At 66.3% G+C, this 25,190-nt stretch carries 26 protein-coding genes; 16 read left to right on the forward strand and 10 right to left on the reverse strand.

Annotated features, from left to right (window positions below):
* Positions 1-245: 245 nt before the first annotated feature.
* The 3 genes from STHE_RS19455 to STHE_RS18065 all read left to right on the forward strand — a co-directional run bounded on the left by STHE_RS19455 (position 246) and on the right by STHE_RS18065 (position 2,600).
* Entirely contained in the window at positions 246-959 is a 714-nt protein-coding gene (locus STHE_RS19455; protein ID WP_041399062.1) for a hypothetical protein, read from the forward strand.
* Between the two features lie 70 nt (positions 960-1,029).
* Complete coding sequence (locus tag STHE_RS11305; RefSeq protein WP_012872712.1) at positions 1,030-1,302, forward strand: DUF4242 domain-containing protein; 273 nt, start codon at positions 1,030-1,032, stop codon at positions 1,300-1,302.
* Positions 1,303-1,676: 374 nt separating this feature from the next.
* Positions 1,677-2,600, forward strand: a complete 924-nt coding sequence (locus STHE_RS18065; RefSeq protein ID WP_012872713.1) for an IS982 family transposase — start codon at positions 1,677-1,679, stop codon at positions 2,598-2,600.
* Between the two features lie 154 nt (positions 2,601-2,754).
* Here STHE_RS18065 and STHE_RS11315 read toward each other — a convergent pair whose 3' ends face one another.
* The 3 genes from STHE_RS11315 to STHE_RS11325 form a co-directional block, all read right to left on the reverse strand.
* Entirely contained in the window at positions 2,755-3,870 is a 1,116-nt protein-coding gene (locus STHE_RS11315) for a hypothetical protein (protein WP_012872714.1), read from the reverse strand.
* A 240-nt stretch (positions 3,871-4,110) separates the two neighbouring features.
* On the reverse strand, positions 4,111-4,485 hold the full coding sequence (locus tag STHE_RS11320; RefSeq protein ID WP_012872715.1) for a response regulator transcription factor: 375 nt from the start codon (positions 4,483-4,485) through the stop codon (positions 4,111-4,113).
* A 173-nt stretch (positions 4,486-4,658) separates the two neighbouring features.
* Positions 4,659-5,615: a manganese catalase gene (locus STHE_RS11325; RefSeq protein WP_012872716.1), complete on the reverse strand. Its 957-nt coding sequence runs from the start codon at positions 5,613-5,615 to the stop codon at positions 4,659-4,661.
* 258 nt (positions 5,616-5,873) lie between these two features.
* On the opposite strand from STHE_RS11325, the gene STHE_RS11330 reads away from it, so the two are divergent.
* On the forward strand, positions 5,874-6,266 hold the full coding sequence (locus STHE_RS11330; RefSeq protein WP_012872717.1) for an SPW repeat protein: 393 nt from the start codon (positions 5,874-5,876) through the stop codon (positions 6,264-6,266).
* 147 nt (positions 6,267-6,413) lie between these two features.
* The gene (locus STHE_RS19050) at positions 6,414-6,560 is read left to right on the forward strand and encodes a hypothetical protein (protein WP_169308193.1); all 147 of its coding nucleotides are present in this window, start codon (positions 6,414-6,416) and stop codon (positions 6,558-6,560) included.
* Between the two features lie 6 nt (positions 6,561-6,566).
* On the opposite strand, the gene STHE_RS11335 is transcribed toward STHE_RS19050, so the two are convergent.
* The 3 genes from STHE_RS11335 to msrB form a co-directional block, all read right to left on the reverse strand.
* The gene (locus tag STHE_RS11335) at positions 6,567-6,791 is read right to left on the reverse strand and encodes a glycine zipper domain-containing protein (protein WP_012872718.1); all 225 of its coding nucleotides are present in this window, start codon (positions 6,789-6,791) and stop codon (positions 6,567-6,569) included.
* Between the two features lie 30 nt (positions 6,792-6,821).
* A complete protein-coding gene (locus STHE_RS11340) occupies positions 6,822-7,232 on the reverse strand; it encodes a RidA family protein (protein ID WP_012872719.1) in 411 nt (136 codons plus the stop codon).
* A 182-nt stretch (positions 7,233-7,414) separates the two neighbouring features.
* Complete coding sequence (gene msrB / locus STHE_RS11345) at positions 7,415-7,921, reverse strand: peptide-methionine (R)-S-oxide reductase MsrB (RefSeq protein WP_012872720.1); 507 nt, start codon at positions 7,919-7,921, stop codon at positions 7,415-7,417.
* A gap of 113 nt (positions 7,922-8,034) precedes the next feature.
* Here msrB and STHE_RS11350 point away from each other — a divergent pair, with 113 nt between their 5' ends.
* From STHE_RS11350 to STHE_RS11385, 8 genes are all read left to right on the forward strand, one after another.
* Positions 8,035-8,514: a hypothetical protein gene (locus STHE_RS11350; RefSeq protein WP_012872721.1), complete on the forward strand. Its 480-nt coding sequence runs from the start codon at positions 8,035-8,037 to the stop codon at positions 8,512-8,514.
* A gap of 73 nt (positions 8,515-8,587) precedes the next feature.
* Positions 8,588-8,773: a hypothetical protein gene (locus STHE_RS11355; RefSeq protein WP_012872722.1), complete on the forward strand. Its 186-nt coding sequence runs from the start codon at positions 8,588-8,590 to the stop codon at positions 8,771-8,773.
* Between the two features lie 245 nt (positions 8,774-9,018).
* Positions 9,019-9,681, forward strand: coding sequence for a primase-helicase zinc-binding domain-containing protein (locus tag STHE_RS19235; protein ID WP_012872723.1), 663 nt, complete (start codon positions 9,019-9,021; stop codon positions 9,679-9,681).
* A 122-nt stretch (positions 9,682-9,803) separates the two neighbouring features.
* Entirely contained in the window at positions 9,804-11,534 is a 1,731-nt protein-coding gene (locus STHE_RS11365) for a hypothetical protein (RefSeq protein ID WP_174265935.1), read from the forward strand.
* A gap of 370 nt (positions 11,535-11,904) precedes the next feature.
* Complete coding sequence (locus STHE_RS11370) at positions 11,905-12,210, forward strand: hypothetical protein (RefSeq protein WP_012872725.1); 306 nt, start codon at positions 11,905-11,907, stop codon at positions 12,208-12,210.
* 393 nt (positions 12,211-12,603) lie between these two features.
* Positions 12,604-13,065: a phage terminase small subunit gene (locus STHE_RS11375; protein ID WP_012872726.1), complete on the forward strand. Its 462-nt coding sequence runs from the start codon at positions 12,604-12,606 to the stop codon at positions 13,063-13,065.
* Between the two features lie 488 nt (positions 13,066-13,553).
* On the forward strand, positions 13,554-14,744 hold the full coding sequence (locus STHE_RS11380) for a DUF4200 domain-containing protein (protein ID WP_012872728.1): 1,191 nt from the start codon (positions 13,554-13,556) through the stop codon (positions 14,742-14,744).
* A 393-nt stretch (positions 14,745-15,137) separates the two neighbouring features.
* Complete coding sequence (locus STHE_RS11385) at positions 15,138-16,814, forward strand: recombinase family protein (protein WP_012872729.1); 1,677 nt, start codon at positions 15,138-15,140, stop codon at positions 16,812-16,814.
* Here the strand turns inward: STHE_RS11385 and msrA are convergent.
* The 3 genes from msrA to STHE_RS19055 form a co-directional block, all read right to left on the reverse strand.
* Positions 16,726-17,331, reverse strand: coding sequence for a peptide-methionine (S)-S-oxide reductase MsrA (gene msrA, locus STHE_RS11390; protein WP_012872730.1), 606 nt, complete (start codon positions 17,329-17,331; stop codon positions 16,726-16,728). The genes STHE_RS11385 and msrA overlap by 89 nt on opposite strands.
* A gap of 351 nt (positions 17,332-17,682) precedes the next feature.
* Positions 17,683-18,858: a restriction system modified-DNA reader domain-containing protein gene (locus tag STHE_RS18550; RefSeq protein ID WP_169308194.1), complete on the reverse strand. Its 1,176-nt coding sequence runs from the start codon at positions 18,856-18,858 to the stop codon at positions 17,683-17,685.
* 176 nt (positions 18,859-19,034) lie between these two features.
* Positions 19,035-19,172, reverse strand: a complete 138-nt coding sequence (locus STHE_RS19055) for a hypothetical protein (RefSeq protein ID WP_012872732.1) — start codon at positions 19,170-19,172, stop codon at positions 19,035-19,037.
* A gap of 357 nt (positions 19,173-19,529) precedes the next feature.
* On the opposite strand from STHE_RS19055, the gene STHE_RS11400 reads away from it, so the two are divergent.
* Complete coding sequence (locus tag STHE_RS11400) at positions 19,530-21,086, forward strand: glycosyltransferase family 39 protein (RefSeq protein WP_012872733.1); 1,557 nt, start codon at positions 19,530-19,532, stop codon at positions 21,084-21,086.
* Positions 21,087-21,149: 63 nt separating this feature from the next.
* On the opposite strand, the gene STHE_RS11405 is transcribed toward STHE_RS11400, so the two are convergent.
* The gene (locus STHE_RS11405; protein ID WP_148219968.1) at positions 21,150-21,842 is read right to left on the reverse strand and encodes an Abi family protein; all 693 of its coding nucleotides are present in this window, start codon (positions 21,840-21,842) and stop codon (positions 21,150-21,152) included.
* 638 nt (positions 21,843-22,480) lie between these two features.
* Between STHE_RS11405 and STHE_RS11410 the strand changes: the two genes are divergently transcribed.
* Both STHE_RS11410 and STHE_RS11415 read left to right on the forward strand, forming a co-directional pair.
* A complete protein-coding gene (locus tag STHE_RS11410) occupies positions 22,481-23,827 on the forward strand; it encodes an FAD-binding oxidoreductase (RefSeq protein ID WP_012872735.1) in 1,347 nt (448 codons plus the stop codon).
* Positions 23,824-24,585, forward strand: a complete 762-nt coding sequence (locus STHE_RS11415) for an SDR family oxidoreductase (RefSeq protein WP_012872736.1) — start codon at positions 23,824-23,826, stop codon at positions 24,583-24,585. The genes STHE_RS11410 and STHE_RS11415 overlap by 4 nt, the downstream gene beginning before the upstream one ends.
* Positions 24,586-25,190 lie beyond the last annotated feature (605 nt).

The following is a 25,190-nucleotide window of genomic DNA, read 5'->3' on the forward strand; positions in this document are numbered from 1 at the left end:
ATCGGAACAACGTCGGCGATCCGCTCTACCTCACTCAACCGCGATGACGGGCAGCGACGCGAGACGGGGCGGAATCGCTAGCTGCGTCAGGCGACACGCCACCACGACACGCGCCCGACGGAGCTGCGTGGTGGCCGGTTTGGCCACCGAGGGATTGGAGGAACACCATGCTCAGGCACCGTCTTCGACGTGTACCAGCGATACTCGCGGTGCTCGCGCTGCTCCTCGTACCAGGCGGGATAGCTGTGGCCCAACACCACGTCAGCAGCAGCACCGGCCCGCAGGCGGACTGCCTCTACTTCGAGGAGACCGGCCACAACATCTGCGGCGGCTTTCGCCGCTATTGGGAGACCTACGGCGGCCTGCCAATCTTCGGTTATCCCTTGACCGACGAGTTCGTCGAGAACGGGCTGACCGTCCAGTACTTCGAGCGGGCCCGCTTCGAATGGCATCCGGGCGTGTGGCCGGAGCGGTGGGATGTCCTGCTCGGCCGGCTGGGTGCCGAAATGCTGCTGCGATCGCCACAAGATGACACCACGGCCATGCTCAACGCCCTGCGCGCCGTGGTGGAGCCGTTCAAGGACATCGAAGTCGCCCAGAGCGCCGGTTGGAACCTCGTCGAGGGACTCGACTACTGCTTCGACAACCCCGGTGTCGGCGGCATGGGCATCCACTACATCAACGTCGACCTGCTCGACACGACCCTGGACCCGCTCAAGCCGGAGGCGATGGTCTACCACTATGGCCCGAACGGCGAGCTGACGCTGGGTGCGGTCGAGTGGATCGTCCCGGCCGACGCCTGGGACGCCGAGGGCCACGGTCGGCTCCCCGAGGTCATGGGGCATCACCTCCACCTCAATGAGGCGCTCGGTGTCTACGTCCTGCACGCCTGGATCTTCACCGAGAACCCTGCGGGGATCTTCGAGGACTGGAATCCGAATGTGAGCTGCTCGGGCTAGGCATCCGGCAGAATCCCGGCCGGACGACGGCAGAGGCATGAAGTACATGAAGTAAAGGAGAGCGACTGCTATGCCACGCTACATCGTCGAGCGAACCTTCCCCGACGGACTGGCGATTCCGGTCAATGATGAGGGCGCCGCGGTGTGCATGCGGGTGGCCGACACCAACGGCGAGCTCGGCGTCACCTGGATCCACTCCTACGTGAGCGAGGACAAGAAGCGGACGTACTGCGTCTACGACGGCCCGAACCCCGAAGCGCTCCGCTGCCTTGCGGATCGCAACGGACTGCCGATCGACCGCATCACCCGCGTGACGGTCCTCGACCCGTACTTCTTCAAGTAGCATTCATCGCCCGCGCAGCTCTCCACGCTCGGGGCCGCGACGTGGGGGACGTCACGGCCCCGAGCGGCTTTACGCGAAGATTCACGAATTGCCGTGATACACCGGATCCGCCTGCATCTCGGCATCACAGCCCCTTCAGTGGGCTTCGTTTCTTAGCCCGGCAGCTTACGGACATTGACGAATGATATGGGTGTCCGCCGGTTGGCTCGTGCCCGGGGTGGGTGGCGTATGGATCCCCACGCCGTGGCTTGTGCCCGGGGCTGAAACGCTTGGTGTGAGTTAGCTGGGGGCTAGATGGGCCTGCTTGACACAGGAAGGTGCCCACTTCCATACGGGAGATAGCTCGTATCCGTCTCCCACGAAAGGAGCACCCGATGGATGTGGACACCTTCCTGATCACCGTCTATGTCCTGGTCGACACCTTCTGCCAGACCCACCTGCCCCCGGAGCCCCATCGCCCCGGCCCCGCGCCGGCCCTGAGCCGCAGCGAGGTGCTGACCCTGGCCATCTTCGGGCAGTGGATGAAGTTCTCCAGTGAGCAGGACTTCTACCGCTACGCCGAGCGCCACCTGCGCCCCTACTTCCCCACCCTGCCGCATCGCAGCCAATACAACCGGCTGCTGCGGCGGCATCAGGTCGCCCTGGCCCAGTTCGCCCTCTACCTGGCAGACCAACTTGGCCGGGGGCCAGTGGCGGTGGATGTGCTCGATGTGGCGCCGGCTCCGGTGCGCAATGCCAAGCGCCGCGGGCGGGGCTGGCTGGCGGGCGAGGCCAACATCGGCTTCAGCTTGCGCCTGGGCTGGTTTGCGGGCTTCCGCGTGCTGACCGCGGTCAGCCTGGAGGGGGCGATCACCGGCTGGGGCGTGGCCCCGGCCAGCACCAATGAGCGGTCCCTCGCCGAGACCCTGATTGCCTGTCGGGCCCACCCCGATCCCCGCCTGCCCAGTGTCGGCACGCCGGTGGCGACCTATCTGGCGGATAGTGGCTTTGCCGGCGAGGACGGCGAGGCGCACCTGGCGGCCACCTATGGCGTGACGCTGGTGGCCACCCCGCAGCGGGGCAGTCGGCGGCGCTGGCCCACGGCGGTCCGCCGCTGGGTGGCCCGCCATCGCCAGATCGTGGAGACGGTCATCGGGCGCCTGCTGCACACCTTCGGCCTCGAGCGGGAGCGCCCGCACACCCTGGCGGGCTTCCAGGCGCGACTGGCGGCCAAGGTGGCGCTGCACAACCTCTGTTGCTGGCTGAATCGGCAGCAGGAACGGCCGCTGCTGGCCGTGGCCAACCTGATCACCTGGTAGGCGCGGTCCCACAACTCACACCAGGCGTTGAAGCCGCCGGGCTGACAAGGAAAGCCGGCTGAAGCCGGCTAGGGAAAGAGCGCTCACACTCAGGCAGAGAGGTGTCCGGCGCGCGGCGCGTGCCCGGGGGTAAACCCTTCTCTCCCGGACAGTTTCAGTAGCGCCAGCGACAGGTCCACTGCTGGTGGTGGTACCGAAAGGGGAGGGGCGGCAGCCGCTGGTGGTCTAGCAGCCAGGTCATCCAGCGTCGGCCCAGGCGCACCAGGCGGCCATCCCGCCGGTCGGTGCGGTCGAAGCGCCGCCGCTCCCCCCGTCGCACTACCTGCTGCCCGCGCAGATGGCTCCACCACAGGGCCAGGAACAGCGCCAGCGGCAGGCGGTTGAGTCGGTTGCGCGCGGTCCGCGTGCTCGCCTCGAGATTCCAGCCGCGAGTCGTGCCGTCCTGGGAGACGGCCTCGACCTGCTGCCGACGCCGATACTCCCGCACGCGGGCCGGTCCGGCTGGACGGTCGGACAAGAGCACCCAGGGTTCGCGAGAGCGGACCGGCCAGATGCTGGTGAGCTCGGCGGCATACCAGCCCTGGGTCTGGAACGCCGCCACTGGACCGGCCCAGCGCCGTCCGGGTCCCGGCACGCAGGCCCACGCTGGACAGACCGTGCCGTCCGGGAGCCGCACGTGCACCCCCTGGCGGGCATCGACGTTCCGGCGCATCAGCCAGTGCCAGCCCAGGCGCTGGCACCAGTCGATGACGGCGGCGCTGGCCAGCCCGCGATCGACGACGCGGGTCACGGTGACGCCGGGCGGCAGCACGGCGGCCACGCGCTGACCGAGCCGGGCCAGATAGGCCGTGGTGGGATGGGCCCAGGCGGTCTGCCCGGGGACGATGTGCCAGGCCAGGGGCAGGACGCGACGATGCACGACCAGGCCGAGCACCAGCAGCGTGGCGTCGTCGCGCTCGGGCGTGGGATCGACGACCAGCAGCAGCTCGCGCTGGCCGCGGTGGGCCAGGAAGGCGCGGGCCAGGGGCTGCCAGGTGGCCACCACCGGCACGGCACGGGTGGCCAGCCAGCGGCGGAGACGCCGCACGGTGGAGAGCTGCTGGACCGGGAGCGGGAGCGTGGCCGCGATGTGGCCGAGCTGGGGCGTGCCGGCCCAGATGAGCCCCAGGCTGAGCAGGGCCAGCCCTCGCACCCGGGTCACGCGCAGGCCGGGCAGCAGTGCCTGGAAGTGATGGGTCCAATCCTGCAACAGGTGAAGGCGGGTCTGCATGGGTTCCTCCGGGGATGACACCACCGAATCAGCGTGTGTCATCCCCGCACAGGAGGGGCCCCGCAGACCCACCTCCCAAACTGTCCGGGAGAGAAGCGTAAACCCCCGGGCACATGCCGACGCCGTAGACCCGTCGTATTCGTCCAACTCCATAACCTCGGCACGCGCCACGGCTGGAGACCTATTGTGTCTGTTGATCGCCGTTGGCCACCGCGCACCTGCCACCGCGCTTGATCCGCGCTACCCCTCCTCGCCGGCCGCGCGTTCGACGAGGGCGGCGATCCGCTCCAACAGGACGTCGAGGTCGAACGGCTTCGCGAGATGGTTTTCGGGGTGGATTTCCTCCCGACCCCTGAATGGATCCTGGGAGGCGGTGAGGATGATGATCGGCGCCCGGTGCCCGTGGTGCTCGCGGTAGCGTTCGACGAAATCCCAACCGTCCATTCCGGGCATTCGCATGTCGAGGAGGATGACGTCAGGGTGGTGCAGGTCGATCGCTGCCAGCGCGGCCTCGCCGTCCGGCGCCTCATCGACGGAGTAGCCTTCGTCCTCCAGGGCGAAGCGGATCACCTGGCGAATGCTGAAGTCGTCGTCGACCACCAGGACGTGGACCACTTGATTGGCCTCCTCGGCAGTGCCCGGAGCCATCTGACTACCGGCAGGCGGGAGCGGCACGACGAACCGTGAGCCGGGGTGAGCCAGAGTACGCCGGGTCCGCGCCCCGCCGATCTACCGCGCCGATGCACGATTCCCCTGGCGATCGAGACGCCCAGCACCAGGCCGCCGACTCAGCCCTGGGGCTGCTCTTCGTCCCCCGCGATCGCGTCGGTGACCCGATCGATGACCGACTTGCCCCGCTCGGACTTGCCACGAGCCGGCTTTTCTCGGCCAACGGGGCCGCCCATGAGCGCGTTGTGGAGGGTCGGCGGCGCGGCGGCCAGCGCTGGTGCCTCGCCCCGGGCAGTCGGCTGCTCGACGTAGGTGAACCGCCCCTTGCCGTCGATGCTTCGGCCGTGGGCCCATCGTCCCCTGCGGCTGGCGCCATCGGGGTCCTTCGAGAAGTCGATGAAGGCGTAGGAGACCTCCTGGACCTCCTTCTCGAGGGGGAACGTCACCGGCACCGGCATCACCTCCGTCGGCCCGCCCAGCTCCTCGATCGCGGCAAGCCACTGGTTCTGGTGCATCCGGTCACGTGCGATTAGGAATGAGAGCATGTCCCGCACACCCGTATCGCTGGTCATCTCGTACAGGCGAGCTGCCTGGAGCCGCCCCTGCATCTCGGCGTTGACGTTGGCGTACAGGTCGGCGACGACGTTGCCGCTGCCGATCGTGTAACCCGCGTTGAAGGGGTTGCCTGCGCTGTCGACCGGCCGGGCCCCGAGGCCGGAGACGATCAGGTGGTGCGGGTTCATCCCGCTCAGGACCCCGTAGACGACCGGGTCGCCCTTGGCCGCCTCCTCCTGCTGCTCAGGCGACGCGCCGTCCAGGAGCATCCCCACACAGGTGGCGAGCATCTCGACATGGCCGATCTCCTCGGTCGCGGTGTCGAGCAACATGTCCTTGATCCGACGCAGCCGCTCGTCGTCCGTTGCGCCGCGCAGATTCCAGCCCTGGAACAGGTACTGGGTCATGACAGCCATCTCACCGAACTGGCCGCCGATCAACTCCTGCAACTGCCGCGCGTACACCGGATCGGGCTTGTCCACGCGGACCGGATACTGAAGTTGCTTGGTGTGGAAGAACATCCTGGTTGCACCCTTCACCTCGCTCTGTCGATTCATCCACCCATCCCGTGCGGGGCCAGAGATAGTTAGCCTCCGGCAAGGCTTATGCCCTCGATCCGCTTCGCGCATGGCCGCCATGGGGTGCGGTCCACGTGGGAGTGCGAGCGGGGAGATGGCACGACCCATGCATGCCAGGCACAGCGATCCCGTGGGGTTCACGGGCGACCTGGGAATCACGGGAGCATCGTGGAGTCATGGCTCACTGGGAAGGTTTGAGCGGTGCGCTTTATCCCGACCCGCATTCACGGCATCCTGGACTACGTGATCGGCGTCGCGCTGATTGCCGCGCCGTGGATCTTCGGCTTCTCCGATCAACGCGCGGCGATGTGGGTACCCATCATCCTCGGCGCCGGGTTGATCCTGTACAGCCTGCTCACCGACTACGAACTGGGTGTGATCAAGGCCATCCCGATGCCGGTGCACCTTGCGCTGGACGGGATCTCCGGCCTCTTCCTTGCGGCATCGCCCTGGCTGTTCGGCTTCGCCGATGAGTCGTGGAACGTCTGGGTGCCGCACGTGGTGGTGGGGGTGTTCGAAATCCTGGCAGCCCTGACGACGCAGACCCGCCCCGCCTACGAGATGGTCGAGGGCGGGCGCCGGATGGGCGTCTAGGGATCCGGCGTCACCCGATCGTCAACGACGACCGCGGCGGGGCATGCCCCACCGCGGTTTGTTTGTGCCGCCGGGACGGGCTCGTGCCCGGGATGCTGGCGACTTGAGCGCCTTGCCGGTCGCACCAAACCGGTGGAGGCGTTTGAATTGACGGACGCCCGGCCGTTCCCGGCGCTGCATCGGGTCATCGCCGCCGGGGTGTTCGACGAGCCGGACGATCCGGACTTTCAATTCGTCTTCAGGCTGGAGCGCATCCTCGACGGCGTCGAGGCGCTGATGCGCCGGAAGGGGTGAGGGAGGTCACTCGTCGCGGCGCTGCCGCTCATACATCTCACCGATCCCTGCCCCGATCGCGATCCCCATGGCGATCCCGAGCCCGAGGTTCTCCATCGCCAGGCCGAGCCCGACCCCGAGCGCGATGCCCATACCGATGCCTGTGGTCATCCCCTGCCACCGGTCTGTGCGACGTGGCTCGTCCGGCCGTTCCGGTGTCTCGTTGTTTCGCGGCTGCCGCTCGTCGTCCACGACGGAAAACCTTCCGGTGACGCCGTGCTCTTACCCCGGGAGCGCGGCGGTCAGATCGAGTTCGACACGCTGCCCGGGGAAACCCAGTTGTGCCACACCCAGCAGGGTGCTGGCGCTGGTGAAGGCCGGAGCCAGCTCCGAGGCCCGGAAGCGCCGCCAGACCGCAGCCAGCTCCGCGCTGTCATCGCTGACGACGTAGATCACCGAGCGGACCACGTCCTCCGGTCCGGCATCGACCGCGGCCAGGGCCGCCAGCGCGTTCGCCGCCACCTGATCGACCTGCGCCATGAGGTCGTCGGCACCCACCACCGCGCCGGAGCGGTCGAGCGGGCACTGCCCGGCCAGGAACGCCAACCGTCCGGCCTCGACAACGGTGACGTGGTGGTAGCCGGGCGTCGCGTGCAGTGTCTCGGGATTGATGCGTGAGATTCTGTCTTCCATGGGTCCGGAGTATAGCAGGCAACGTGCGCTTTGTCTGGCGCATTCGCACATCCCTGCTCTCCGAACCAGCGCACGTCAACGAACGAGAGGGATCCGTTTTCTCTCATCCCCAACGTGTCGTGCTCGTGAATGAGAGGACGGATCCCTCTTGGTCGCCTCACGCTGCTTGCGTCGGGCGGGAGCTAGCGCCGCTCCAGCTCGAGTGACAGGCTGTTGATGCACCAGCGCTGGCCGCCGGCCTCGATCGGCCCGTCATCGAAGACATGCCCGAGGTGCGAGTCACAGCGGGCACACCGAACCTCGATGCGGTGCATACCGAATGAAAGGTCCTCATGCAGCGTCACGGCGGTGGGCGAGATTACCTGGGTGAAACTGGGCCAGCCGCAGCCTGCGTCGTACTTCGTCTCACTGTCGAAGAGCGGATTGCCGCAGGCACGGCAGCGGTAGATGCCCTCGTCGTCGGTGTAGGTGTACTCGCCGGTGAAGGGCCACTCGGTCCCCGCCTCTCGCAGCACGGCGTACTCCTCGGGCGTGAGACGCTGCCGCCACTCCTCCTCGGTGCTCGCGAGCGGCTTCAGCCCGTCATCCTCGCCACCGGTGATCGCCGGAGCCGGACAGGCGACACCAGTCCCCTCCAGCCCGCAGTAGCCATTCGGAACTTTGTGCGGTGAATTATCACGGTGACTCATTGGAACTACTCCGTCGCTATCGGGTCGCGGCCGATTGACCGCGTTCGTACAATAGAATCGCCCGCGCCGATGGGGCGGCCGGGCGAGTGGCATCGACTGCGAAGGAGCGATGCATGCGTAGCGTACCACCGGACGACCTCACCGAGCAACTGGAAGCCGTTACCAGGCAGTTCCGCGCAGTTGGGGACCAGCTTCGCGGCATGGGCCAGCACCTTGAGCATGTTCTTGCCTCGCTACGCCCAACCTTCCGCGAGATAACGCGGTTCATGAGCAGTCACGAGTACCAGGAAATGACCCGCGTGCTCAATGAGCTCGAGCACCGGGACGGCAACCTCCCTGAGATCATCCTTGATGCCACGCCGGCCGAATTAATCGACCTACTACGCCGCCTCGGGATCATCCGACCGCCTCGACGGCGCGGGCGGCCGCGCATGGAGGACGACGGCGGCGGCGTATGGCGTGAAATCGCGCGCGAGGCCCGCGCCCTCAAGGCCCGCAAACCATTCCTCAGCTGGGAAACCATTGCCAGAACGCGCTTTGGGATTAGTGGGCGTCATCTGCGCAATATCCTCAGTCGCTTTCCCGAGGAATAGCGCGCGCCGATTATAGTTCCTTTTCGTTCCGCTCACGCCTCCTATCCTGGCTCTCAGGAAAGGAGGCTCACACATGGCCGGAAAGCCACGGCTACTGCCCATCGTGCTGAGCCGGGACGATTACCGCCGGCTCGAAGCCCTCGCGCGTGCTGAAGAGCGCGATCCCCTACAGCAAGCGCGCTGGTTGCTGCGCCGTGCGCTCGGCGAGAGTGCAACGCAACAGCGGCCGGCAGAGGAAGGGGGGCGCGATGCGCAGTAAAGAGTGGGACGCGCCGGTTCCCGTCCTGGCAGACCGACCGGCGCGCCACGATGCGACTCTGGTGTCTGCACCGCAACGACAGGATACCGCACAAACACGCCCGATGCGCCGGCACAGCGAGCCGGACGTGTACGCCTGCCTGCGAGCGCTTCGGGCTGTGTTGGGAATGGAGTCATGAGACGCCTACGGCCGGGTGGCGGACCGGGCGCGGCGGCGACTCACGCGAACGGAATGGAGTCATAAAGATGGTAACACAGAGCCCCGTAATCCGAAAGACCCAACCCGATACGAACGTCCCGTTTGACCTACACGACCTCGAACTGCGTGCCCGCCTGGACGCGCTGCGATACACGCGCGCCGATCTAGCAGAGATCTACGGCCCCGAAGCGGAGTACTCCCGGTGGATGCTGGGAGAGCTAGAGCAGGCGCTGCGGTACGAACTTCGGCGCCGGATTCGGCTTCACCGCGCTGGTGCCGACGTGCCCGACCCCTTCGACGCCCGGCACGATGCGTGGCTCGCGCTGGCCGCCGAAGTTCGCGAGCGCGCCGATATCGTCCAGGTGCTCACCGAATCCGGTCACATGGTCTACAGCACGCGCGGCTACTCGAAGCGCCGTGAGGCCGAAGAGTGGGCCGGGCCGTGCCCGTGGTGTGGCGGCCGGGACCGGTTCCGCGTCTGGCGCGGCCGTGACTCCGGGTACTGGTGTCGTCAGTGCGGCATGGCGGGCGATGTTATCGCGCTGGTCCGCAACCTCGTGCCGGGCTGCGAGGACTTCTATCCTGCGGTCGGCTACCTGGCCCGTATGCTCGGGTTGCCGCTCCCGACCACACAGAATGCCCAAGCGCGGCGCTCGCGGAAGCGGCGGCCGGTCACCCGCATTGTCGGCGGAAAGGTGGTGGCGGCATGAGCGGAAGAGAACTCGACGCCACCATCGAGATTGTGGAGGCACCGCACCGCATCAGCCGGTTGCTGGGCCTCTTGCCAGACGGGCGGGCCTACCTCGCAACGTGGGTCACGCTGCGAGTCACGTTGCGCGAGACGATCAACGACGCCGGCCAGATTGTGAAGCTGAAGACGCCGCGGGTAGAGCACCGCACCGAGCTGGTGATCCTCACGTTAGAGCCGAGTGGAAAGGTCAAAGCCTGGGGACCGCTCGACAATAGCGCACCCTTCCCACCTGAGTGGGACATCCGGCTCGGCTACCAGCCGCCGGCGGATTGCCTGATATCGCCCGCTGGCTTCAAGCGCGCGATGGAGGGCGCTCGGCCGGACGCGGCCAGGCTCTTCGAGCAACTGGTTGATATCTTCGACCGCTTCCTTGATCTGTCCTTCGGCATTGCGGACCAGCGCACCACGGCGAAGGCTCTGGCGGTTTACGTGCTGAGCACCTGGCTCTCCGATGCGTTCGCGGCCTTCCCCTACCTCTGGCCGAACGGGGACAAGGGGAGCGGCAAGACCAAGACGCTGACTCTAGTTGCCCGCCTGTCCTATTTGGGGCAAGTGATCTTGGCTGGCGGCTCGTACGCGGCGCTCCGTGACTTGTCCGAATACGGCGCGACGCTCTGCTTCGATGATGCTGAGAACCTGTCCGACCCAAAGACGAGCGACCCGGACAAGCGGGCGCTACTCTTGGCCGGCAACCGGAAGGGCGCCGCTGTTCCAGTGAAAGAGCCGAACGGCTCGCGTGGGTGGATGATCCGGAACGTGAGCGCCTACAGCCCGAAGGTGTTCTCGGCGATTCGGCTGCCGGACCCGGTGCTCGCTCGCCGGACCATCGTCGTGCCGCTGGTGCGGAGCGCGGACCCGAGTCGGGCGAACCACGATCCGGAAGAGGAGCACTACTGGCCGCATGACCGGCGGGAGCTGGTCGATAACCTGTGGATCTTCGGCCTTCACTACCTGGCCGCGGCGAAGAAGGCCTACGAGTCCACGGAGAGCCACCAGCTCACGGGACCGGGATTCGAACCGTGGCGGCCGCTCTTTGCGACGGCGCGCGTCATCGAAGATGCCGGGGTGCCTGATCTCGTGCAGTGCATCCGCGACGTGGCCGCGGCCTACCAGCGGGAGAAAGCCGACTTCGAGTATCCCGATGCGACGCGACTGGCCGTGATGGCGGTTGCCGAGATTGCGGACGTTCGGACGTTTTCGGACGTTTCGGACGTTTCGTTACAGGCCGATCCCGGGATGCAGCGGGAGGTCGAGTTCACGGCGGCCAGCGTTGCGGAACGGATGAACGCGCTTGCTCGCGACGAGGGCCTGGTCGATGGGGATGAAGAGTTCACCAACGCCAAGAGGGTGGGCAGAATCCTTGACCGGTTGCGGATCGCGCGGAAGCGGGACGAGGGCAAGCAGCGGACGCGGCTGCGGACCATCCGCCGCATCGACGCCCTGAAGCTCTACCGCGCATACGTGCCGTCGGACGTTTCGGAGGACGCCCAAACCCCTTACGTCCAAACGTCCGAAACGTCCGAAAACGTCCGAACATCCGACGCATACGTGCCGCCGGACGTTTTGGAGGGCGCCCACACCTCTTACGTCCAAACGTCCGAAACGTCCGAAAACGTCCGAACGTCCGACATACCACAGCGGGCGTCCTTCACTGACATGACCGAATCGGACGCACCGGACGTTTCGGACGCTGAAATACAGCCCTATTCCAAACGGGGTGCGCCGCGCTGTCGGGGATGCGGTCGCGAGATCTCTGTCGTCAATGCGGCTGGGTTCTGTGGGGCGTGCCTAGTAAAGGAGAGTGCCGCGTGACCTGGCTTATCGAGTGCGGCCGATGCGCTGCGACTTACGAGGTAGACCGGGCGGCGATCATGGGCGGCCGGTGGCTTATCTGTCCACAGTGCAGCGGCCAAGGCCATAAACCCGCTGTAGGCCCTTCTGCGGCTTCTGGAGGCCAAATACGGCCAATCCCGGGTCATGAGGGTGATTCCACCTGTAACGGCGAATCGGCGCGTACAGGCGATTCTGACAAGCCGGAAACGGAGCCCGGGCGGGGTTGGCTGATCCAGTGCGCCGACTGCGGCCGCACCTACCTCGTCACGCGCGAGGAGATTATGAGCGGCAGTTGGCTTCACAAGCGGTGCCCGCACTGTGCCGGCGGCGACGGGAAGGAGGCTGCCTAATGACGCGCGCGACCACGCCGGGTGCGCTGATCCACGCCGTGGCCGGCCAGGAGCCGGAGCGGGCGTTGGTCGCGGCGATCGTGCGCCAGGCGGTGGACGACGCCCGCGCCGGCGATGCCGAGGCGCGCGCGTGGCTCGGCTCGGAGGCCTGCGCACGCTGGCTGGCGTGGCTCGTGCCGGACGGAGCCGACCCGGCTGCGGTGCAGGCGCAGCTTGTGGCCGATGTGGACGCGGCGCTCGCACGCCGCCGTACCACGACTGCCGCGCGGCAGACCAGGCGGGCCCAGCGCCGCGCCGCCGCGTGATCCGGGATATATAGGGGGTGCCGCCATGCAGCACCGCAGACGCCGCGACACCGCACCGCTCCGCACCGCTCCGCAGCCAGGCGCTGCCGTACGCACGACGCCACGCGGCCGCCAGGCGACGCCGCGCACCACGGCGGCACGACCCGCAGGCCTGCGGGCACGACCGCACCGGCGCGCGACGCACGACGCACACCGCAGGGTGGGGAGTACCACGCACAGCGTTGCGCCCGCGCCGCGACCGCGCATCGTGGGCGACGCCGGCCGGAGCTGCGCGGGCATGCGGGCGAGGGGGGAGGGGCGGGGCAAATCTTCAAACGGTGCCGCCTATAGACCGCGCGCGGGCCTCGATAAATGTACGCCCAATCGTGGGACTTTCGCTGAGGAGGTCAGGGAATGGCAGGACCGGGACGTATCCCAAAGCCGGCGCACCTGGTGCGAGGGCATCGGAAGGTGATGGCGGTGAAGCTCGCGACGGGCACACCCGCTCGGCAGCGGGCGCCGCGGCTGCCCGCGATCGACGGGCTGGCGTGGCACACCAAGACGCGGGCCTGGTGGCGCAATGTTTGGCGGTCACCGATGGCCGAGCAGTACACACCAACTGATGAGGACGGGCTGCTCCGTCTGGCGATCCTTGTGAATAGCTTCTACCAGACGCACGACCCGAAGTTGATGGCTGAGATTCGTCTGCAAGAGCAGCGATTCGGCCTCGATCCGGTGTCTCGCGCTCGGCTGCGCTGGGAACTTGCGCCGCCGGCGACAGAGCGAGAGCCGGGGAACGTAACCCAGCTTTGGGCTGGAACCGACCCGCGACGAACGCTCGATCGCGGCGGGAAGGAGGCAGATAGCGATGGATAAGGGGCGCGAAACGGGGACGGGGCGCCCGCCACGCACGGGGGAATTCGTGTTGACTGCGGTGCAAGCGTGCCGGGCGGTAATTGAGGCGTGGGAATTGCGTTGCGCGGCGCCGGAACCGTTGTCCGATGAGGCAGAGGAGCTGCTTTGGCGCGCATTGCGGCTTGCTCGTGATTGTTCGGCCGATGCTTTCGCGAACTCGCCCGCATCTGGTAAAATGTAATCGGAGCTCCTGTCGGAGCTTGTGGATATCACCCATGGCGGCGCGGGAGCTGGACGGCGCCGCGCCGCTCATCCTCCACAGGCTCCACCGGCGCTGGGGACGCCGGCTGGACAATCGAAAAGCGTTCGCAACAGGTGTGAACGAACCCACGCAGCAGCGTGCGGGTGACACCGGACCGCTCGGCGGCTGGACGGCGCCGAGGGGGAAGGAACTTCACCTTAGCAGCGCTGTTTTTTGTTTTCTCTGAGGCAGACAAGGAGGGTGTGTCATGAAGATCATCAGTATCCCGGAGGTGCGTGACATTCACCAAGCGCGCGCCAAGCGCCGGGAACTGCTGACGCGGATGGCAGATCTTGAACAGCGCGTCGCCAACGGTGACACTGCGTGCCGGCCGCTACTGGAGGCCGACCGGGAGACGGTGGCAGCGCTCGAAGCGTTCATCGAACACGAGCAAGAACGGCGCGAGGCGCGCGACCGCGCGGAGAGCGCGGGAACGGGAGGAAGCGACCCGTACGAGCCGCCGCCAGCCGACGGGCGCACCATGCCGATTGCCGGCGGTCGAGCGGGTGGGCTGTGGCGCGCGCTCCAGCAAGGCGGCTGGGATCTGCGGAGTAACCCTGGCGTCACCGTCTTGCTGCGCGAGGCGTTGCCGCCGTCGTTCCCGGACCCTGCGACGTATAGCCCACGCCCGGCCGGCGATATCGTGCCGATGCCAGCTGACAGCCGCTATCTGTGGTCGGTGTTCCCGTCGGCTGATATCGGCATGGACACGAGCGTACAGGACTTCCGGCAGACCGCGCGCGAAGTCACCGGCACGGTCGAGCGCGACCTCGATGCGACCACGGACAAGGCGACGCTTTCCGTCGGTATCGAGCACGTGGTGGCCGAGGTGAGGCAATTCGCGGTTGTGCTGAAGGATGTCCCGACTGCGGTCCTGGAGTCGTTGCCGACGGCGCAGCGCTTCTTCGAGACCGAAGCGCGGCGGGCGCTGAATCAGGCGATTGACCAGCACTGCTACAACGCGATCATCAACGCCAACCCGCCGAGTGGCGACACCGGCGCGGACCTGATCCAGCAGGTGCGGCATGGCGTCGCGGCCATGCGGAGCAATGGGGCGAATCCCACGGTGCTGGCGCTCAACCCCGCAGACGCGGTGGCACTGGACCTAGCCCAGCAGCCCAGCGGCGATGGCGATGGCGACTACATCTTCCCGACTCGGGCGACCGGCAGCGCGAGCCCGCTGTGGGGCCTCACCGTCTTCGAGTCGCCCATCGTGACCGACCCACTGTTGATCGATCCACAGATGATCGGGCAGTTGTATTTGGGTAGCTTGGCAGTGTTGGCAGACCCGTACTCGAAGCTGGCTCAGAACCTGGTCGATATCCGCTTCGAGCTGCGGGCCTTGCTCCACGTGCGGAGCGCGTTCGGCGCCTATGTGATCGCCGGCGCCGGTGCATAGCACGCTCCCTTCCTCCCCAATTCACCCCTACCGACGCACGGCCGCGGTTGATCGCCGCGGTCGTGCTCTATGCAAGACCGAGATTGTGTGTCACAATGCTCTCGATGGGACGAGGAAGCCCCGCGCTGCGGACACAGCCGGGGCGTTGGCGAATCACCTGCTAGGGAGGTGACCGCATGCATAGTCTACCCCCTCACGGCGGACTGCGGCACGCGACCGCGCGATACTCGCGGCCGGCATCCGAGCTCACCAGATTCTCAAGGAGCCGGCCGTCTCCCGGGGTATGGAAGCTATCGCCGGAGCGCTGCTGCGTCGGCAGTGGCTGCCCTATGTCGCAGCGCGCGCGGTCTACGGGGCGGCGGCAGGCCTTGGAGTCTAGCCGGGAGGACTGCAATGGCGAGTGTATCTAACCGCACGACGGCTGCACAGTCCCGACGGGCGGCGATCTACGCCAGAGTCTCGACCGATCGGCAATCAGTCGAGGGTCAGATCGAATTTGCCCGGGAATGGGCGCCCAAGCACGGCTACACGTTGACGGAGATCTACGCCGACAATGCGCGCTCTGGCACGATCCCGTTTGCGGAGCGCGAGGCTGGCCGGCGGCTCCTGATCGATCTTCGGGCCGGCCGGTTCGACGTAGTATTGGTCTACAAGTACGACCGGCTGGGCCGTGACCGCGAGGTCGGCGATATCGAGACGCGGCAAGCCATCCTCGATATCGAGCGCGCCGGCGGCCAGATCATCGCCATGACGCAGCCGATTGACGCCTCGACGATCATGGGGCGGTTCACGCGCTCGGTTCAAATCGACATCGGCACGATTGAGCGACTGAACACGCTTGAGCGGTCGGCTGACACGCTCGCAACACTGGTGAGGCGGCCGGGATTCTTCACCGGCGGCACAGCGCCTTACGGCTACCGCGTCGAGGGCCAAGACCGGGACGCTCGGCTCGTGGTGGATGAGGAACCGATCCCGGGCCTGGATATCAGCCCGGCCGATGTCGTGCGAATGATCTATCACTGGCTCGTCGCCGAAGGCCGCTCTACCGTCTGGATCGCTGCTGAGTTGAACCGGCGGGGCATCCCGACGCGGGCCCTGCTTGCCGGCCGCGCTCGTCCGACGGCCGGTATCTGGCGGCCGGGCCGCGTCAGCACGATGGTGCGCAATACGGTCTATAAGGGCGTCGCGGTCTATGGCCGCCGCAAGTCCGGCCGCAGCCCGTTCCCGGTCCCCGTCACCGAGCGGGAAGTCCCCGCTATCGTGGATGCCGAGACGTGGGAAGCCGCACAGGAGCAGCTTCGACGCAACAAGAAGCGAGCCAAGCGCAACGCCAAGCGGCAGTACCTCCTGAGCGGGCTGGTGAAGTGTGGCGCCTGTGGCTCGAACTATACCGGCCTCGCCTACACCACGAAGGACGGGCAAGAGCGTCGCTATTACACCTGCAATAACATCCACCAGCGCCACAACACGGGCGGGGAGCGCTGCACGAACCCCGCGCTGAGTTGGCAGTACGAGGAACTGATCTGGCGCGACATTGACGCCTGGCTCGAGAACCCCGGACCGATCCTCGAAGAGCTTGCCGCGCAACTGAACACCGATGCGGACGACGCGGGCAATATCGAGGCCGATATCGAGCGCCGGCGGCGCCAACTGGCGGGCCAGGAGAAAGAGCGGGAACGACTGCTCACCGCTTACCGCAAGGGCATCATCGACGATACCGACCTCGAGCGCGAGCTTGCGGCCATGCGCCGCGAGCGGGCCGTGCTCGAGGAAGAGATCGAAGCACTGAAGCGGGCGCAACAGCGTCGGGAGGAGCGCCGGGCCGGGCTGGTGACCGCGGCCGCGCTGCTCGAGGAACTGAAGGCCCGGCGCCGCGAAGGGTTGACGTTCGCGGTCAAGCGGCAGGTCGTGGAGGCGCTGGTGAAGGAGATTGTGGTGCAGCCGGACGGGACGCCGGATGTCACCTATCGCTTTGCCGTGATTAACAACCGCACGGAACTTTGTGGAGGTACTGCTGGTGGTACTCCTCGGCGTAGTAGAAGGGGCCGAGCGGCGCGATCTCGGTCGTGATCTCCTCATGGTAGCCGGCCTGGCGCAGCGCCACCTGGTAGGCCGCGCGCATCCCCTCGGCGATCCGCCGCTGCCGGTCGTCGGCGTAGAAGATCGCCGAGCGGTACTGCGTGCCGATGTCGTTGCCCTGGCGCATGCCCTGGGTCGGGTCGTGCTCTTCAAAGAAGGTGCGCACCAGTGATTCGTACGACACCTTCGCCGGGTCGAAGACGACCAGCACCGCCTCGGCGTGGCCGGTGCGCCCGGTGCAGACCTCCTCATAGGTCGGGTGAGGCGTGAAGCCGCCGGTGTAGCCGACCGCCGTGGTGTACACCCCGTCGATCCGCCAGAAGAGCCGCTCGGCGCCCCAGAAGCAGCCGAGGGCAAACACCGCCGTCTCCAGCCCCTCCGGGAAGGGCGGCTGGATCGGCGTGCCCAGCACGGCGTGGTGACTGGGGATCGCGAACGCCGGGCGGTCACGACCCGGCAGCGCCTCCTCGGGTGCGATCAAAGTCGATGGGGTGCGATGAAACCACATAGTCATTCCTCCGCGATAGCGCCGACCGGTACGGAGCCCTTCCAAGCAGGTCGCATTCCGCCAGCCCGCACGCCACGCCCGGTCGTTGCTCGTCTATACACTCAATTGTATCGAGGCTGGGAAGGCTCCAAGCTCGGGCGAGGGGATCAGGCCTAGAAATCGGCTGCGATTACGTCGGTGACGACCCCGCGCTGACAGCAAGTGGACGGCGCCGCTCCCCTCTAAACTCAAGGAAGCGCACCTCGGTTAGATGACCCAGAGTCAGTGGGTCGCAGCAAGGTTGGTCCTGGGTTGATCGAGCGTCCACCCGACAACGATCGGGTGGCGCGGGGTCAATTGAGATCCTTCGACCTAGCCTACATTCTTCTGGTCGGCTACTGCTCGAAGATACTCCTCGCGCAACTCCGCGAGTTGCACTCGACCTCTCGGCAACACTGCATACCAGTGTTTCCAACCGTTGAAGGAGACGCGGGGAGGACTAAACGCCGCGCAGAAGGCGCGATCTGACAGCGAGCGATACCGCTTTCCACCCCAGATGATGTGTCCATCCTGACTCACCTCAGCATGGGCCAGGTCTTTGTTACGCGGTCCCACCAGGATCACGGGAGTACCCGCTGGCAAGACCCCGCTTTTGACGAGGTCACTCAGGTGCACACCATAAGAGTGCTTGTACCTTCCCTTGTTCTGTGGCGAGGAAGCAGGGATGTGCCATAATGCACCGACAGACGCCGAGGACAGAGAAGGCGTAGATCGAGTATGGTCCGTCGCGGAACCCGAATCCGTCGATCCATAACGGGGAGAGACGTGTGCCGCCGCTTCCTGAGGTCGGCGTGGAACTCGCGTCACCGGAGTGCCGAGATGCGTTCGAAACCACTGAACGAGTTCCTGGGGAGATGTTCGAATATCGACGGCTGCCAGCTCTTGTTCAAGAAGCTTGACAACGGGGGAACTTGGATTGAGGACAGCATCCCGAACGGCTTTGTCGAGCCGCACTTGGTGAAGCCAGTCACGGATGCTGGGTGACTTGATACTCTCACGTGAAAGCTGCCAAAGCTGCTCAAAGAGGACCTCAAATTCTTCATCGCTATTGAACGCGAGCAGATCCAGACGCATCACGCGCTTCGCGGCGAGATCGGGGCGCAAAAACGTATTGAAGAGCTGGAGTTCGCGTGCGTTGGTCAGTGCCGCCCACTCGATCCCCTCGACCGCACAATACTGGATCAACTGAGCCGCATTCTTCTCAGTCAACTCGGTCTGAAGCGCCTTCGCCTCAATGGCCAAGACCGGGCGTACCTGTGATCCGTGGGAGTCTGGGTCGAAGAGAACATAGTCGATGAACTCCTGAGAGTTCCTGACGTAGTATTCTCGCCTCACTACACCGATGCCCACCCACCCAAGGGCTGCCAGGATTGGCTCGATGAAATAGGCCTTGGTGTCCGCTTCACTGAGCCTCGGGACGGATTCCTGTGCCAGGAACGTCTTTAGTTCAGATAGCGTTCGTCGAATCGAGTCCCGAGCATCGTGCATACTCAACATCCTCGACCTCTGCCGTTCACTCGATCAGCGCCAGTGTACCCCGAAATTGCACGAAAGGGCACATCGGGTTGGCTCGTTCCGACATGAAACAGGACCTAAGATGGATGACAGGATTCCCAGCAACATCGTGCTCGAACATCGCGAGAGGTGATCAGAGCTATCGCCGCTCAGAAAAAGAGCAGCCAGAAGAGCGTGATCGCGGCGAGGTCCACCACCGCCGGACCGGCGGCGACTGGCCGCCGCCGGAGCCACCCTGATCGCTCGAGCTGATCGACGTGTAGTCGTTGGATCTCTTCGACCTTCATCGCCCCCCGCTCACCACGCACCCCACCGGCTTGGGCGCTGGATTCCCAGACACACCGGACGCCCGCGAGAGCATCCGGGTACCCTTAGTCCTAGGTGCCTGGAACGGGGACGGCGTGCACATTGAGTGCATCGAGGGACAATGAAGCGATATCTCTGAGTACGACAACTGTACTGAAATCGCTGGTTAGGCCAGCGCCTGATTATCAGTACAGAACACACTATTGATAATAGCATTGGTTTCCGTGCGCGGGGGCGCTCGGTCGTGTGACTGGACAGCCCCGCAGGGCGTTTAATCCATGGTGCCGCGCCGCCGAAGGCAAGGCGGTGCGGGGTGGGGGTCGGGTGCAGGAGTCGCGATGACGGTCACCGAGAGCGCGAGAGCCGGGAGCGAGCGGGCGGGGCGCCTCATCTATGCCCGGCTGGCGCACTATGGCGTGCTGGCGGCGATCGTCGTCGCCGGGGCGGCTCTGCGATTGACGGCGCTGAACCGCCAGAGCCTCTGGTTCGATGAGATCGACGTGGTCGTGCGCGCCCAGCGGCCGCTCGACCAGGTATTGCGCACCTTCGTCGCGGCCGGGGAGAACGGGCCGCTCTACAACATCCTGCTCGCGCTCTGGGTCCGCCTAGCCGGCATCTCCGAGATCGCCGTGCGCGCGCCGTCGGCAGTAGCCGGGGTGGTGGGGGTCCTCCTGATCTATCTCCTCGGCCGCCGGGTGGCGGGTGCGACGGTGGGGTTGATCGGCGCCGGGCTGCTCGCCATCTCCCCCTACCATGTGTGGTACTCGCAAGAGGCCAAGATGTACGCCATGGTGGTGGTGCTGGCGCTGGCGTCCACCTACGCCCTGGTGGAGGCGCTGGAGCGCAACGAGCGCCGCTGGTGGGTGGCGTACGCCGTCTCGACGACGCTGCTCTTCTACACCCACGTCGCCACCGTCCTCGTCTTCGCGGCTCAGTCGCTCTACGCCTTCTACACCGTCATCCTGCGCCGCGCCTGGCCGGGGCGGGCGCGCGGCTGGCTGCTGGCGGTCGCGGTGCTGACGCTGCCCTACGTGCCGATCGCGCTCTGGGCGCTGCGGGTCATCGGCGGGCAGGTGGCGACCTGGCACGCGCAGGTCGGCCTGTGGGACGCGCTCCAGATCTTCGCGGTCAAGTTCGCGGTCAACCGCTACGATGTGGTCGTCCAGGAACGGGCGGCGGTCCTGTACGCTGTGCTCGCCGGCCTGGGCGCCGTGGTTCTGGCGCTGCGGCGGCAGCCGGCGCGCTGGTGGCTCCTCCTCCTCTCGCTCAGCGTCGTGCCGGTAGTCGGCCTGTGGCTCGTGTCCCTGCGCCAGTCGGTCTTCTCCGACCGCTACGCGATCGTGGCGCTCCCCGCCTACCTGTTGCTCGTGGCGGCGACCGTCGCCTGGCTGATCCGCCAGCGCTGGATCTGGCCGCTGGGGCTCGCCGCCGCGTTCCTGCTCGTCACCTTCGCCTGGGGGCCGCTACGCGACGTGAACCGCGCCCACACGGCACAGAAGGAGGACTGGCGCTCGGCCTACGCCTGGGTGGCAGACCACGCCCAGCCCGGCGACGTGCTCGTGGTCACCCCCGGCTACCTGATCACCACCTACGACTACTTCGCCCAGCGCGAGCCGCGCCTCGCCCAGTACCAGGCGATCGCCATGCGCAGCTTCACCGCCGACGTCTGGTTCAATGAAGAGGAAATGGTGCGCCTGCTGCAGGAGCGGGCCGGGTCGGCCACCGGCTTCTGGCTCATCGAATCGCCCGACCGGGTCGGCGCTGACGACCCCGAGCGGGCGCTGGAGCGCTGGCTCGACACCCACGGCAACCCGACCGAGGAGCTGGTCGTGAACGGCGTCCGGGTGACCCGCTACGAGCTCAGTGCACCACCGGCAGAGATCGACACCGCATGACGCGCTGTAACGCGGATCCGTCCCGCCACCCAAGAGGCACTGGGGCGAGATAGGTGGAGGGCTCTACGGAAGCCCCAGATACTTCTTGAGCTCCGCTTCAACCTTCGCTCTGCCCGACCAGTGCACTTCGGGAAAACGATCGAACAACGCGATTGCGGCCTTCTTCTCCGGACTGATCCAGCCGATTGCCTCCAAGATCTGGGAGTGTGTCTGATCAAGCTGGGGTCGGTTCCATACTGGCTCATAATGGAAGACTCGATTGCGGAGGAGGTTGATCTCATAGAACCGGTCGCGGAGGAACTTCAGCTTCCGGGCTCTTCGAGGGGCATGGGGGAAGACCTTTCGCAGGAGATCGTACCCGTTGGGTGCCCAGATCTTCGCCTCGTACGGCCTATTGAGCAATCCAACCCAGAACCCGAAGGTTAGTTCAGCCACGATCCGCCCTGCCGTCTCCTCCTTTTCGCGGTGGCGCAGCGTTTCTCTCGCCTTCAGTACCTGCTGATACTGCCTGGACTCGACAACATTCTCATCATCGAACCAGTAGTCGTTCTGGTAGTGGCTGCTCAGCGCCGTATGAATGCTGTTTCGGAGCGAAATCTCCGCTGCGTTTAGTGATGGGTAGAGCGCCTCGCAAAGACAGAGGTTCCAAAAGTAGTTGACGACCGTGTCCAGATCGGTGCCCGCGGCCGGACGGTAGGATTCCAATCGCTCAGGTGAGATGGGTAGACGCAGTTTCCCGATGTAATCCGTGGCCACGTGCACATACTCTCGACAGGATTTATCAACTCTGCTAAGATGACAGTGTTATTCCCCAGGTATCTTCCCCCGGCCTTCGGGCCGGTGCTCAGGTCCTGGGGTTATGACTTTAATGGCCTGCCTTGCTACCGCATTGGGGTTTGGACCACTTGCGATTGTAGCACACCTACATGCGTCACGTAAGACGTGGCGATCTCGCTGCAGGAACATTCCGCAAGAATACCTTCTAGGGCATGTCATCATCCGTGAAAATTCGTTACGAACAGTCGTGCTCGCGTGTACGGTAGCGATCGCGCCCTCATTGCTACCAATCGCCACAGTCGCCCCGACCGCCCCTAGTCCGTCCGCCGACATGGCCTCTCCGCAAGCCCTGGCCCTGATGCCGCGGTTCAAGTCCGTCCATCGGACGGCGTGCTGGTAGCCAGGCTCATAGCATCGAGACGTAACGACACCCGCCCAGAGGCACAGCGGCATGCTAGTCGCCACACTGGGACACGACGGGCATGACGTACTCGCGCCAGCGCGGCGAGCATCGTCCGTCGGCACTTCCGGACACAGCCGTGGTGTATCCTGTTGGGCGGCAATGCACCGGCCGTCGTGCCTGCACGGCTGGCGGCGTGTGAACCGGAGAGGTGCCCGTGCTCGATCCGTCGGTCCGCGAATATGGCTCCTGGGGTCGCTACCCGCGCGTCCAGCACCGCGCCGTGGTGCCGATCTCCTGGCGCAAGGAGATCCCCGACCTCGCGGCGCTCCCAGGTAGCCTGCTTCCCTACGGCTACGGCCGCAGCTACGGCGATAGTTGCCTCAACGAGGGCGGCACCCTCCTCGACGTCACCGGGCTCAATCGCTTCATCCACTTCGACAAGGAGACCGGCGTCCTCCGCTGCGAGGCCGGTGTCCGGCTCGACCAGATCCTCGCGGCGTTCGTCCCGCGCGGCTGGTTCCTGCCGGTGACGCCGGGCACCAAGTTCGTCTCGGTCGGCGGCGCCATCGCCAACGACATCCACGGCAAGAACCACCACGTCGCCGGGACCTTCGGCCGCCATGTGTTGCGCTTCGAACTGGTCCGCTCCAGCGGCGAGCGGCTGATCTGCTCGCCCGAGGAGAACGCCGACCTCTTCCGGGCCACGATCGGCGGGCTGGGGCTGACCGGGCTCATCACCTGGGCCGAGATCCGGCTCAAGCCGATCACCAACGCCTACATCGCCGAGGAGCAGATCCGCTTCGAGTCGCTCGACGAGTTCCTGGCGCTCTCGGCCGAGTCGGCCGACCGCTACGAGTACATCGTCTCCTGGATCGACTGCTTCGTCGGCGGGGGCCGCTACGTGCGCGGCCACTTCATGCGCGGCAACCACGACCCGTCGCCGGTGCGACCCAACCGCCCGCCGGAGCGGAAGCTGCGCCTGGCGGTGCCGGTGGACCTGCCGGGTATGCTGCTCAATACCTGGACCGTGCGCGCCTTCAACACCGTCTACTACCACCGGCAGCGGGCGCGGTGCGTGCGCAAGGTGATCCCGTACGAGCCGTTCTTCTACCCGCTCGACACGATCCACACCTGGAACCGCATGTACGGCCGGCGCGGATTCCTGCAGTACCAGTGCGTCGTGCCGTTCGACGGCGACAACGTGCCGATCAAGGAGATCCTCGACCGCATCCGCCGCTCCGGCCAGGGCTCGTTCCTGACGGTGTTCAAGACCTTCGGCGACGTGCCCTCGCCGGGGATGCTCTCCTTCCCCCGGCCGGGAATCACGCTGGCGCTCGACTTCCCGCTCCAGGGCCAGGAGACGCTGCGCCTGCTCGACGACCTCGACACGGTGGTGCGCGAGAGCGGCGGTGCGCTCTACCCGGCCAAGGACGCGCGCATGAGCGCCGAGAGCTTCCGGGCCAGCTTCCCCCGCTGGGAAGAGTTCGCCCGTTATGTCGATCCGAAATTCTCCTCCAGCTTCTGGAGGCGCGTCACGAGCGAGGACGGACAGAGCCGATGACGACCGCGATGCACGCGACCACGCCCGCCGTGCTGATCATCGGGGCCACCTCGGCCATCGCGACCGAGGTGGCCCGCTGCTACGCCGCCGACGGCGCGCGCCTGTTCCTCGTCGCCCGCTCGCCGGAGCGGCTGGAGGCCATGCGCGACGACCTGCGCGTGCGCGGCGCGACGCAGGTCGACACCTACGCGCTCGACCTGACGGACATCGACGGTCACGCCGCCATGCTCGACGCCGCCAAGCAGGCTCTCGGGCGGATCGACGCCGTCCTGATCGCCTACGGGACGCTGGGGGACCAGAAGAAGAGCGAGTCCTCGGTCGAGACCACCCTGCGCGAGTGGCACACCAACGCCACCAGCACCATCGCCCTGCTGACGCTGCTGGCCAACGACCTGGAGCGGCAGCGCCACGGCACACTGGCGGTCATCAGCTCGGTCGCAGGCGACCGCGGCCGTCGCTCGAACTACGTCTACGGCGCCGCCAAGGGCGCCCTCAGCATCTTCCTCCAGGGGCTGCGGGCACGGCTCAGCAAGGCGGGTGTCAAGGTCGTGACGGTCAAGCCCGGCATGGTCGACACGCCGATGACGGCCCACATGCGAAAGAGCCCGCTTTTCGCGTCGCCCCAGCGCGTCGGTCGCGACATCTACGAAGCCATGCAGAAGGGCAAAGAGACGGTCTACACGCCCTGGTATTGGCAGTTCGTCATGCTGGTCATCAAAGCGGTGCCCGAGCGGATTTTCAAGCGGCTGCCGCTGTGACCAGACCTGATGAGATTCACACCTCGGCGTTGAGTCCCACTGCCCGGCCTGTGCCCGCGGCGTGGGATCCTTCGCACCACCCATCCCGGGGCGCGTGCCACAGCGCGGGGATCCTCGCGGCATCCGTCCCGTGTCCCAACGGCGGCACGGCACCCACCCCGGCGCGCGGCTGATGCCGCGCGGTACCAAAGCGGCGGCTCGGGCCGCCGCACTCCAAAATTAGTTCCCAGCCCCTTCAGTGGGCTTCGCTTTCTAGCCCGGCGGCTTCAGTCCCGGGCACGCACCGCAGCACGAGGACCCTTCCGCCACCCACCCCGGCGACGGTCGGCAGCCGCCCGGGCCGGGGCAGGCGGGCGGGAGACGGAGCGGCCGGTATACCTGAGCATGTCGTCAATCTCCCGATGGGCACGATGGCCGAGCGCTTCCGACGTGATCCCCCACGCCAGAGAAGGCCGGGTAGCATCTTTGTCAGTTGAGAGGGATTGACGGTAAGCTCGCTGAGCCGTACATTCGCTCCAACGAACAATCGAATGATGACCGGGGACCCCCGTTGGGCCGGGGGCAGTGCACGCCGGGGTGGACCGAGGTGCCGGTGCGGCGTAGTG

Source organism: Sphaerobacter thermophilus DSM 20745 (genome assembly GCF_000024985.1).
GTDB lineage: Bacteria > Chloroflexota > Chloroflexia > Thermomicrobiales > Thermomicrobiaceae > Sphaerobacter > Sphaerobacter thermophilus.

Coding starts and splice junctions, on each gene's coding strand:
- STHE_RS11415 (WP_012872736.1), top strand. CDS start 23,824: ATGACGACCGCGATGCACGCGACCACGCCCGCCGTGCTGATCATCGGG.
- STHE_RS11325 (WP_012872716.1), bottom strand. CDS start 5,615: ATGTTCTTCCACACCAAGCAACTTCAGTATCCGGTCCGCGTGGACAAG.
- msrB (WP_012872720.1), bottom strand. CDS start 7,921: ATGAGTCACCGTGATAATTCACCGCACAAAGTTCCGAATGGCTACTGC.
- STHE_RS11305 (WP_012872712.1), top strand. CDS start 1,030: ATGCCACGCTACATCGTCGAGCGAACCTTCCCCGACGGACTGGCGATT.
- STHE_RS11370 (WP_012872725.1), top strand. CDS start 11,905: ATGACGCGCGCGACCACGCCGGGTGCGCTGATCCACGCCGTGGCCGGC.
- STHE_RS18550 (WP_169308194.1), bottom strand. CDS start 18,858: ATGCACGATGCTCGGGACTCGATTCGACGAACGCTATCTGAACTAAAG.
- msrA (WP_012872730.1), bottom strand. CDS start 17,331: ATGTGGTTTCATCGCACCCCATCGACTTTGATCGCACCCGAGGAGGCG.
- STHE_RS11380 (WP_012872728.1), top strand. CDS start 13,554: ATGAAGATCATCAGTATCCCGGAGGTGCGTGACATTCACCAAGCGCGC.
- STHE_RS19235 (WP_012872723.1), top strand. CDS start 9,019: ATGGTAACACAGAGCCCCGTAATCCGAAAGACCCAACCCGATACGAAC.
- STHE_RS11355 (WP_012872722.1), top strand. CDS start 8,588: ATGGCCGGAAAGCCACGGCTACTGCCCATCGTGCTGAGCCGGGACGAT.
- STHE_RS11385 (WP_012872729.1), top strand. CDS start 15,138: ATGGCGAGTGTATCTAACCGCACGACGGCTGCACAGTCCCGACGGGCG.
- STHE_RS18065 (WP_012872713.1), top strand. CDS start 1,677: ATGGATGTGGACACCTTCCTGATCACCGTCTATGTCCTGGTCGACACC.
- STHE_RS19055 (WP_012872732.1), bottom strand. CDS start 19,172: ATGAAGGTCGAAGAGATCCAACGACTACACGTCGATCAGCTCGAGCGA.
- STHE_RS11340 (WP_012872719.1), bottom strand. CDS start 7,232: ATGGAAGACAGAATCTCACGCATCAATCCCGAGACACTGCACGCGACG.
- STHE_RS11400 (WP_012872733.1), top strand. CDS start 19,530: ATGACGGTCACCGAGAGCGCGAGAGCCGGGAGCGAGCGGGCGGGGCGC.
- STHE_RS11375 (WP_012872726.1), top strand. CDS start 12,604: ATGGCAGGACCGGGACGTATCCCAAAGCCGGCGCACCTGGTGCGAGGG.
- STHE_RS11315 (WP_012872714.1), bottom strand. CDS start 3,870: ATGCAGACCCGCCTTCACCTGTTGCAGGATTGGACCCATCACTTCCAG.
- STHE_RS11350 (WP_012872721.1), top strand. CDS start 8,035: ATGCGTAGCGTACCACCGGACGACCTCACCGAGCAACTGGAAGCCGTT.